Annotated in this window: 10 protein-coding genes; 4 read left to right on the top strand and 6 right to left on the bottom strand. The window is 57.5% G+C overall.

Annotated elements, in window-relative coordinates; translation table 11 throughout:
* Nucleotides 1–50: 50 nt before the first annotated feature.
* On the bottom strand, nucleotides 51–329 hold the full coding sequence (locus S1OALGB6SA_RS10220; RefSeq protein ID WP_124032903.1) for a hypothetical protein: 279 nt from the start codon (nucleotides 327–329) through the stop codon (nucleotides 51–53).
* A 56-nt stretch (nucleotides 330–385) separates the two neighbouring features.
* Here S1OALGB6SA_RS10220 and S1OALGB6SA_RS06315 point away from each other — a divergent pair, with 56 nt between their 5' ends.
* From S1OALGB6SA_RS06315 to S1OALGB6SA_RS06300, 3 genes are all read left to right on the top strand, one after another.
* Entirely contained in the window at nucleotides 386–625 is a 240-nt protein-coding gene (locus S1OALGB6SA_RS06315) for a hypothetical protein (RefSeq protein WP_124032902.1), read from the top strand.
* 3 nt (nucleotides 626–628) lie between these two features.
* A complete protein-coding gene (locus tag S1OALGB6SA_RS06310) occupies nucleotides 629–1,183 on the top strand; it encodes a hypothetical protein (RefSeq protein WP_124032901.1) in 555 nt (184 codons plus the stop codon).
* 672 nt (nucleotides 1,184–1,855) lie between these two features.
* On the top strand, nucleotides 1,856–2,110 hold the full coding sequence (locus S1OALGB6SA_RS06300) for a hypothetical protein (protein WP_124032899.1): 255 nt from the start codon (nucleotides 1,856–1,858) through the stop codon (nucleotides 2,108–2,110).
* A 19-nt stretch (nucleotides 2,111–2,129) separates the two neighbouring features.
* Here the strand turns inward: S1OALGB6SA_RS06300 and S1OALGB6SA_RS06295 are convergent, their stop codons facing one another.
* The 5 genes from S1OALGB6SA_RS06295 to S1OALGB6SA_RS06275 form a co-directional block, all read right to left on the bottom strand.
* Nucleotides 2,130–2,714 carry a hypothetical protein gene (locus S1OALGB6SA_RS06295; protein ID WP_124032898.1) on the bottom strand — a complete coding sequence of 195 codons (585 nt, stop codon included), beginning with the start codon at nucleotides 2,712–2,714 and terminating at the stop codon, nucleotides 2,130–2,132.
* A complete protein-coding gene (locus S1OALGB6SA_RS06290; RefSeq protein ID WP_124032897.1) occupies nucleotides 2,711–4,390 on the bottom strand; it encodes a DEAD/DEAH box helicase family protein in 1,680 nt (559 codons plus the stop codon). The genes S1OALGB6SA_RS06295 and S1OALGB6SA_RS06290 overlap by 4 nt, the downstream gene beginning before the upstream one ends.
* Nucleotides 4,387–6,750, bottom strand: a complete 2,364-nt coding sequence (locus tag S1OALGB6SA_RS06285; RefSeq protein WP_230204462.1) for an ATP-binding protein — start codon at nucleotides 6,748–6,750, stop codon at nucleotides 4,387–4,389. Before S1OALGB6SA_RS06285 ends, S1OALGB6SA_RS06290 begins: the two co-directional genes overlap by 4 nt.
* A gap of 103 nt (nucleotides 6,751–6,853) precedes the next feature.
* Nucleotides 6,854–8,071, bottom strand: a complete 1,218-nt coding sequence (locus S1OALGB6SA_RS06280; RefSeq protein WP_230204461.1) for a DNA cytosine methyltransferase — start codon at nucleotides 8,069–8,071, stop codon at nucleotides 6,854–6,856.
* A complete protein-coding gene (locus S1OALGB6SA_RS06275) occupies nucleotides 8,068–8,268 on the bottom strand; it encodes a hypothetical protein (RefSeq protein WP_124032896.1) in 201 nt (66 codons plus the stop codon). The genes S1OALGB6SA_RS06280 and S1OALGB6SA_RS06275 overlap by 4 nt, the downstream gene beginning before the upstream one ends.
* A gap of 228 nt (nucleotides 8,269–8,496) precedes the next feature.
* Here S1OALGB6SA_RS06275 and S1OALGB6SA_RS10905 point away from each other — a divergent pair.
* A partial coding sequence (locus tag S1OALGB6SA_RS10905; RefSeq protein WP_148084037.1) for a helix-turn-helix domain-containing protein occupies nucleotides 8,497–8,637 on the top strand: 141 nt, incomplete at its 3' end.

Below are 8,637 nucleotides of genomic sequence, written 5' to 3'. Positions count from 1 at the left end.
AATTAGCCCGATTGCATTGATTTTTTCCCATTCTCATTTTCCTTGACTCCCTACAGTGCGCCACCGGTGATGAAGATGAACTGCTTGGCGAGTGCAGGATGGTTTTCGGAAAGCCACTGGACCTGACCGTGGGCATCACCGACGAGCTGGCGATGAAGTTCCAGGAGCGCCGCGAGGAGCTGCAGACCGAGCGCAAGAAGCTGCCGGCGGCCATCGCCAGCCTTTCGGCCGAGGGACACAAGCTGGTGGAGACCCTGGGCACGGCCAACGGCACCGCCCACCGGTTGCTGGAAGAACGTATCGAGGAGTTGGGCGCCCAGATCACCCACCGCGAGACCCGTCTCTACCAGATCGAACGCGCCCTGAACGAGCTGGCAAGACCGAGGTGGAGGCGAGCTGGGTCGCCGATGCGCTGGCTCACTTCGACGATGTCTGGGACGTGTTCACCGTCGAGAATCAGGCCCGCCTGGTGGGCGCGGTAGTCAAGCGGGTCGTCGTGGACGACGTCGCCGGCAAGGTGTCCGCCGAGCTGGTGGACCTGACCGAAGACGTGGAAGACCTGCTCGACGAGGCGGCCCAGGCGCCCGACGTGGCCCCTGGGCGTGAGAAGGAGGCGAGACCATGAGCAATGCGGACCCCGGCTGCCGAACGCGGCACAGGCGCCAACGAGGGCGGGCAGGGCGAAGACAGCGGCAAGAAGGGCAAACGGATCTTCACCAGCTACCTGTTCCGAAGCCGCCAGGGCGGCGACGTGGTCTTCAGCCAGGAGCCACCGCCCCCGCCGCCCGCAACCGTCCGACGGCCCGCTCGGGTGGCTCGCATGCTCGCCATGGCGCACCGGATTCGGCGCGCCATCGATGGCGGCGAGTTTCAAGACCGCGCCACCCTGGCCCGTCAATATGGGCTCACCCGCGCCCGCGTCACCCAGTTCCTCAACCTGACCCTGCTGGCCCCCGATATCCAGGAACAGGTCCTCTGCCTCGAGCCCACCAGCGAGCGGGCGTTGCGGGTGGTGTCGCGGGAGATGGTGTGGGGAGAACAGCGGCGCCGGTGGCTGGCATTGGCTCAGGCTCATGGCATTGAACCTGTTCGAGAATGCAGGCAGTCCGAACGTAGAGGACAAGAACTGCAACCAGGTCGGCTACGAGTGCAGACGGTCATCGTGAAATCGAGAACGGCGTAGTTATAGTCTCGGAAGACCTTCGGGGGGGTCAGGCTCTCACACATGTCGTTCACCCAGCGAAGTCCCCTGGGGTCTCTGTTGTATGGCAGACCTGTCATTCTGTTCAGCCACCGACAAACGTTGGCGTCGATAATGACGGCGCGAACTCCACGATGTAAAGAAAGCCAGGCTGCTGCCGTATATCCCCCAATGCCTCGCATTGCTTGCAGACTCTTGGTGTCGTCGGGTGGTCGCCCATTGCGTGCCGCAACTTCCTTGGCGATTTCTATGAGCAGTGGCCCACGCCATCGGAGTCCGAGGCGCGAAAAAAACTTTCCGACATCTGATTCGGTGGCACCAGCAACGGAGCTTGCAGTCGGAAACCGCTCCTTGAAGTCGACGAACACATCCGCTATCTGCGACGCTCTCGTGCGCTGGAGGAAGAACTCGGCCACGAGGGCCAGCCAAGGATCCTGCTCTTGGCGCCAGACGAATTCGCGAAAGTTCGCGCGGCCCCAGCGCAGCATCCTCCGCCTAGTCCGGCGAATCATCTGAACCTCAAGGCGCGCATCGTCGAGATGCGGATTCGCCTTCACGGTGCCACCCGCATCGAGTTTGCGCCCGCTCCCGCGTCCGCGGTATGGTCAATCTTCAAGCCAGCAGTGGACGCGAGGCTGGACAGAGGTGCCGGCGATGAAAGCCGCCGAGGAACAAGACGAAGCTGCGGGTGGGCGCGAACGCCGAAGAAAAAAGTTCGGCAAGAAACGCTACGCCACCGCATCAATCGAGCTGAAGAGGCCACACGACGGTCGCGCCGTCTGGGCTTACCTCCGATGGTTTGAGGACGGTAAGACCCAAAATCAGTATGTTGGCCGCGATTTTGGGAAGAACCGCAAGACGCTGCTTGCCGAGGGCTGGAACCTGGCTCGAGAGAAGAAGTTGGTGTGAACTCCATCGGCCTCGGCTCCTAGAGCCGAACGTGAGTCACCGCGAAGCCACATCTAGTGCAAAAACGCTCATGGGGTGCCTTCGTGGCTGAACTCGTAGGGTGAGCGACTGTATCGAATACGGCGATCTTGACTTCCTTCTTTTTGTTGCGATCACTTGCTTCAAGCGCGGCCCAAAGTAGGTGCTTGAAGTCGCGTGATGGGCCCCAGATCAGCCGGACTGTTCCGGACCCACTCGTCGCATCACAGTGGAGCGGCTTGACCCCCTCTGTGCCGGAGACAGGTGTCCATTCCTTGCCAAGAGCCAATCTCACCATGGCAGTAGGTCCTCTAGGATGTTCATCAAGGTACTGCGCAAAGGGACCGAACCCGGCGATAGCACGAACATATTCCTTCATCGGTCCGTCTTTTATCCAAACACGAGCCTCTTCCGGACTCATCCACTGGCCGAGGAGGCCGCCGACAAGTGGGTCATCGAGCCAATGCGCATAGCGCGCTGTCTTGTCGGCAGACGTCACATGTTCCCAATCGATGGCTTGTGCGTCCGCATAGAGCTTCCTCACAACCCGCGCGACATGCTTGTCGTTCGTTATCTTTCTACTCACAGCGGCACCACCTGTGCAACCTCGGGAAACTGCAGACGCGCTTCGTCCATGGCTGTTTCAAGGCTAGCCGCGTCCTTGATCCACGCATCCATCAGCGAACCGACATCGGTATTCGTGAACGTGATCTCCGATGTGTTTCTCAGCTTGAGGACCTCCGACGGGCCACGCAGGCTTTCGAGATCTCGACGAAGGTTCAGAACAGCGGCAACCCGACGTATGTCAGTGGCGAAATCGAGTACGGCAACCTTCTCTTTCCCCTCACGGAGTCGGAGGCCCCTGCCCAACTGTTGAACGAAGATTCTTCTGCTATGCGTGACGCGGAGAAAAGCAAGTACATTGACGTCAGGAACGTCGACGCCCTCATTCAGTATGTCAACCGCCGTCAATATGGGCACGCGTCCAAGACGGAATTGCGACAGGAGCACATCCCTGTCGCGCTTGCCATGCTTACTGTGGAGACACGTTGTAGCGCGCCAAACCGGCGAATATCGGGCGAGGACACTCGCCATACGCTCAGCGTGCTCAATTGTTCGACAGAACAAGATCGCCCTCGGGTTTCGCGTTGCTGACCAAACGTTCCAAAGGTGATCCGCGACGGTTTCATCGCGTTGAGGGAGAAAGAGCTTTGCGTTGAGTTCCTTAAGGGTGTAGCCCTCCTTGCTCGCTTGCCGCACGACGTCCCAATCGATATCGTCAACAAATAGACGATAATCAACCTGCGCCAGGTATCCCTGGGCCATGCCATCGGCAATCCCCATTTTAAAGCTCGGCTCTCCGAACTTGCTGCTTATGTCGAACCGATCTCCTCGCCATGGTGTTGCCGTTACCCCGAACTGGCCAGCATCCGATGTCAAATCAAGCAACTTCTGAAACTGCCCCTCCTCGGCGACATGATGTGTTTCGTCAACCATTATGAGAGCGGGGCGATATCCGTCGTAGACTGCGGACAGCGCGGACTCGACCGTCGCGCAGGTGACGCCCTCCAGAGAGACCGGCTTTGAATCCCCGGTTAGTAGCTGCGTTCGTATCTGCTTCGGCAGATGGCGCCATAACGCACGCTCAAGTTGCTGAACGAGATCCTTCATGTGCGCAACCACAAGGATGTCGTCTACTGGGTGCGCCTGAATATGTTGGGCGATTACCTCACCACCAATTACAGTCTTGCCCAGGCCCGTTGCTAGGACCAGGAGGCCCCGCCCATGTTCGCGGAGGTCTCTTTGCAGAGCCTCGACGGCTTTGAGTTGATAGGGGCGGAGCTCGAAATGAGACGGTATGAGTGTTGGTATCGCTTCAAACAGTCGAGGCAGGTGCTCGCGTGTCCAAAACTCTATGGAAACGCCAACACCAGCGAGACGGCGCGCTCGTTTTGTGGCGCCAGCATCTGGTGCGGCATTCGTTGCGACAACGGCGCGGTCGGCCCCGTATTTGGCCTTGGCGGTCTCGGCCTCGTCTACCGCATCGCGAGAAATCGATTGGCCCGTCGTCCACTTGTTCTGGAAGATGAAGAGATCCGAGCCTCGGACACCAAGGATGTCACCTCCACCGTCGCCTGATCCATCGATAACCCGGACATCGGAGAAACCCAGATGAAGAAGGAGCCTTTCTATCGCCAAGTTGAAACGGTTTGGGCCACCGGACAGCAATACCGTTGGAGACAGAAAGTGCTCTTCGCTCATACTTCAGCCTTCACCGGTGCGAGTTCATTCCGAAGTAGTTGTAGGCTCAAACGGCATCGGAACAGTTGTGCTGGTTGAGCAATCTTGGCCTCTGCGGTCAGAGCCGCGTCATAGAGGTAACTCGCCACGCGGCCAACAGAGATACGCTTACCGGCAGGCGTCTTTACCGTGTCATACAGCCCCTTAAAGACTTTGCCATCCATGAATGCCTCTGGCCATTCCTCAACTAATCGAGGAGTGAACGTGAGGGGCGTATAGAGAAGGAATTCCCCAGTTGCTTCCATGTCCTTTAGATTGACGCCAGCAGCTTCGACAACCAGATTCGTCTCAGTTGTCGCGCGTTCATCTGTTGTGAGAAATTGCCACGCGCGATCTGGGTTTTCTTTGATCGCTTCCGCCATTTGCTCGCGTATGTCAGCTAAGAGCTCTCGAGCTTGTCCGGCCAAAGTTGCCGCATCAACTTTCAGATCGGAGAGCTGCCGCTCCTTCAACAAGGCAACAGCCTGAGCCAGCGGCATTTCATGCTCTGCCCGCGTCTTGAGATGATTTGCCAGCTCCACAACAAGATAGTCAGCGGGCTCATCGGCAAAGTCCTTGAAGACCGGGTGCTGAAGATCGATGTAGGCACCGTACTCACGTCCTCGCTCTCGCGCCAGAAGCACGGGAGTCCGGAATCCGTTGTTGTCCTTAACGGCGCATTTGGATACCGCGTGAACATCAACATTGACGGTGGCACCGAACTCCGTCAGACCAAATTCGCCGCTTAACTCAGGTACGCGCGTTGCACCATCTCGATATCTCGCCAGTCGCTCACGCTCTGTTTCTGGTTTTGGCGCGGGTGCCGGAGGTTGTTCTGCGACCGACGCACCATTGTTGGAGTTATCCTGTTCAGCCCCCGTGAGCCCCAACTCCGACAAAACATCTCCGGGGCTACCTCCTGATGATGGTTGTCCGGAAGGGGTGGGTGACGCGAGCTTGGACTCGTGATAGACAACGGCTTCCCACCATTTCTCGTCGGTCTGATAATCTGGCTCACCCTTGTGGAACTTGTCACGCCATTCAAGGGTTGTGCCGTGGATTGGCCCCGTGCCATTGCCGGGGATTAGGCAGCGATAGCCAGGATCGTTTCTTCTGTATCCTCGGTGAAGACTCGCTAGGAGGCTATCATTAGGGGGGTAGCCAAGCTGTTTTGCGCGTTTCGGCAACAATGGGCCTTCACCTCGCACAAACCGAGCGGCTGATATCCAGTTTCGGTCACTCCATTCGAACGCATTCTTCTGGTAATTGACCGGCACATGGTCGAGGTGGATTTCACCGATGATTCGTCCGCCTTGCCCCAACTCGATAGGATATTCGAGTTCTGGGGTAGCCAGGGGATCATTCGGATCAGTCCACTCAAAAAGCCGTTTGTCGTATCGCAGGATCTTCCGTCCATTGCGAAGAAAATCGATACCGAACTCGGTCTTGTGCAGATACCGTTGTATGCCGATCCATCCGCGAATGCTTCGTTCTTTCAGCACCAACTGACCATTGCCGCATTCGGTGCATGTCTCCCTGTCAACCGGCTCCCAATTTCCACAGGTTAGGCAGGCTTTTGCGTCCGGAAGCTTCTTGTTGAATTCACGTACGGCAGGGATTTGCTCAGCAGTTGAGCCTCGCCCGTAGGTTACCGATCGGGAACTGTCCCATGCGCAGGGTCTTCTCGGGTTGACCTTGACGCCGTTGGCGAACAGATGGAATGGTTTCTGCGCTAGAAGATAAGGATACACGTCGCCCAATGTTGTCCGAAACTTGGAAAGGTTCCGGCCAAGCCAACCGGATCGAAACGGATCGAGTCTGGCGATCTCTACAACTGTTCCGTGTTCGCTCGCGGTCGTCTTTGGGCGACGTATCACGGGCACGTTGAAATCATCTCCGATATTGTCGAGATCAATGACGACACCTACCCACTCGGTATCGCCAGATCGAGTCGTGAGGACGCGTGTCAGGCGACCCATCCGAGCGGTGGCGATGTTGAAGCCCATACCGAAAAGGCCGAGCTTGCTGAACCGGTCATTGCTTGACCAGCCAGCCCGAACGGCATTGTTGAGAGTGGGGAGGTCCATGCCTCTCCCGGTATCGGTTACAACAACTTCAGCCTCTGTCACCGGTGTCGAAGACTTCGGTAGGGTGATGCTGACCTTGTAGCCATCCGGCCAAGCAATCCCCGATCGTTCGATGTCCAAGAAATCATCGAAGGAGTTGTCAACAAGCTCCGCGAGGCATTGCCACGGCTCGAATTCGATGTCACCCAGGACCCTCAGGATCCGCGCGGAGGGTTGTATGTTGATTACCGAGGGCGAGGACGTATCGTTGCTCATATGACCCCCTCTGTACCATGCGGTACCTCAAGAAACAGCGATCGGTTTACTGCAGCTTCATGGCCGAGAGAGACCAGTATTCGCTTCCTGTTGCTTACTGATATCATGCGGCCTCCGCTTCGTTGCTCAGTAATTCACGAATACGAACGGCGACCGTCTGCGACATTTTCACGGGAACCGCGTTGCCAAGTTGACGCATTGCTTCTGACCACGCCCCCTCGAGCGCGTAGTTGTCTGGAAAAGTCTGAAGGCGAGCGGCTTCTCGGACAGTGAAGTAGCGGACCCTTCCGTCGGCATGGGCGAGCATGTTTTCGCCGCCAGGTACTCCATGGACGCCTGCCTTAAGAGTCTTCGCTGGTAGATCAAATGGACTTCCCGTGTGCCCCGTGTAGGCGCGGGCACCTGGGTTGAGCCAGTGATTCAGAACCCCCTTTGTTTCTTGGCGCTCCGTCGGCTCGGGAAGATCCCGAAGAACATCCCTCACCGTGCGCCATCTGGCAGCGGAAGGCTTCTCACCAGCAGACTTGAGCTTCGCCACACGGGAAACGAATCGTTGTGGGATTGATGGCCTTCTTCTTTTTGAGATCGAGTGTTCGTCCCAATACTCGCCCGTGACCCATTGGTCCCAGAGCAAGCTATCCAGCGTGTGTTCCGGCTCTGGGAACGACCATTCGAAACCGAGGTCTGCGCGAAAGCCAACGAGAACAACTCGAACTCTGGCCTGTGGCACACCGTAATCAGCGGCGTTCAGTGCGCGAAACGTGACGTTGTAGGAGAGGCCCCTTGATGTGCCCGCCGTGTGATGTCTCTCAAGCCGAGCGAGATGGTTGGTCCATTTGTCATTTGCGCGTCGCACGAGTTCCGGATAGGTGAGACGCAAGAGGATGTACTTAAAATACTCAGCGAAGTTCGGCCTCAGGAGTCCTCGTACATTTTCAAAGAGAAAGGCTCTTGGTCGGATCTCTCTCACGGCACGCGCGGCTTCCGGGAAAATGTCGCGATCATCGCGATACCCGCGATGCTTTCCGCCAATAGAGAAGGGTTGGCAGGGGGGGCCTCCCGATACGAGGTCTATGCGTTCCTCATAAGGCGAATAGTCAAAGTCGCGAACGTCTCCCTGATAGGGGGTCGGCCAGTTCACGACCGGTGAAACGCCTCGTTCTTGGTTGTAGCGAATTGTGTCGCATGCCCAACGGTCACGTTCGATCATCGCACGGTGATGAAACCCGGCGTCGGAGATACCCAGGGCGAGGCCACCGGCACCCGCAAACAGCTCGACGGACTCCAGTGGCCTCGACGCGTTGTTTTTGCTGGCCTTCACTTTTCAAGTCCTTCTAGCCGTGATCCGCCCAGGTTCAACTCGCCTTGGACTTGAAATCGTTGTTCATCGAGGTGCTCTCGGATCAGGCGCGCGATGAGTGTGCTCTTCTTGTACCCACGCTCCTCGCAGTAGGATTCAAAGCGCTGGTACTCGTCGTGGTCCAGAAGAACAGTCACCTTGTTTCGTTTGCGCGCCACCAGGATCCTCCAAGACAGATGCGTCAGACACTACCCAACAAGTGCCCATAAGTAAAGATATGTGATAACAACACCGCATAATTATGCACTCAATGACGCGGTCGTATCTACCCGTTACCAAAGGTAAAACGCGGCTGGGAGACGCGAGCTGGGACACAGGGGGTTGACACCGATGCGTTTAGAGTTTACTAAACGGTACAACTGAGTGATGCGGAGGTGACCAACACCATGGCAGAGACCTTCGGACAAAGAATCCGGCGGGTTAGGAAGGAGAGAAAGCTGGGCCTACGCCAAACGGCGACCAAGGCCGGCATCTCGGCGACCTTCCTCTCCCGCGTCGAAACAGAAAAGGAGCCGGCAACCCCGAGT

The sequence above is a fragment of the Olavius algarvensis spirochete endosymbiont genome, assembly GCA_900608495.1.
Lineage (GTDB): Bacteria > Spirochaetota > Spirochaetia > DSM-2461 > DSM-2461 > UBA2779.
The sequence above is the reverse complement of the archived record's forward strand: the minus strand, read 5'-3'. Positions and strand labels throughout refer to the sequence as shown.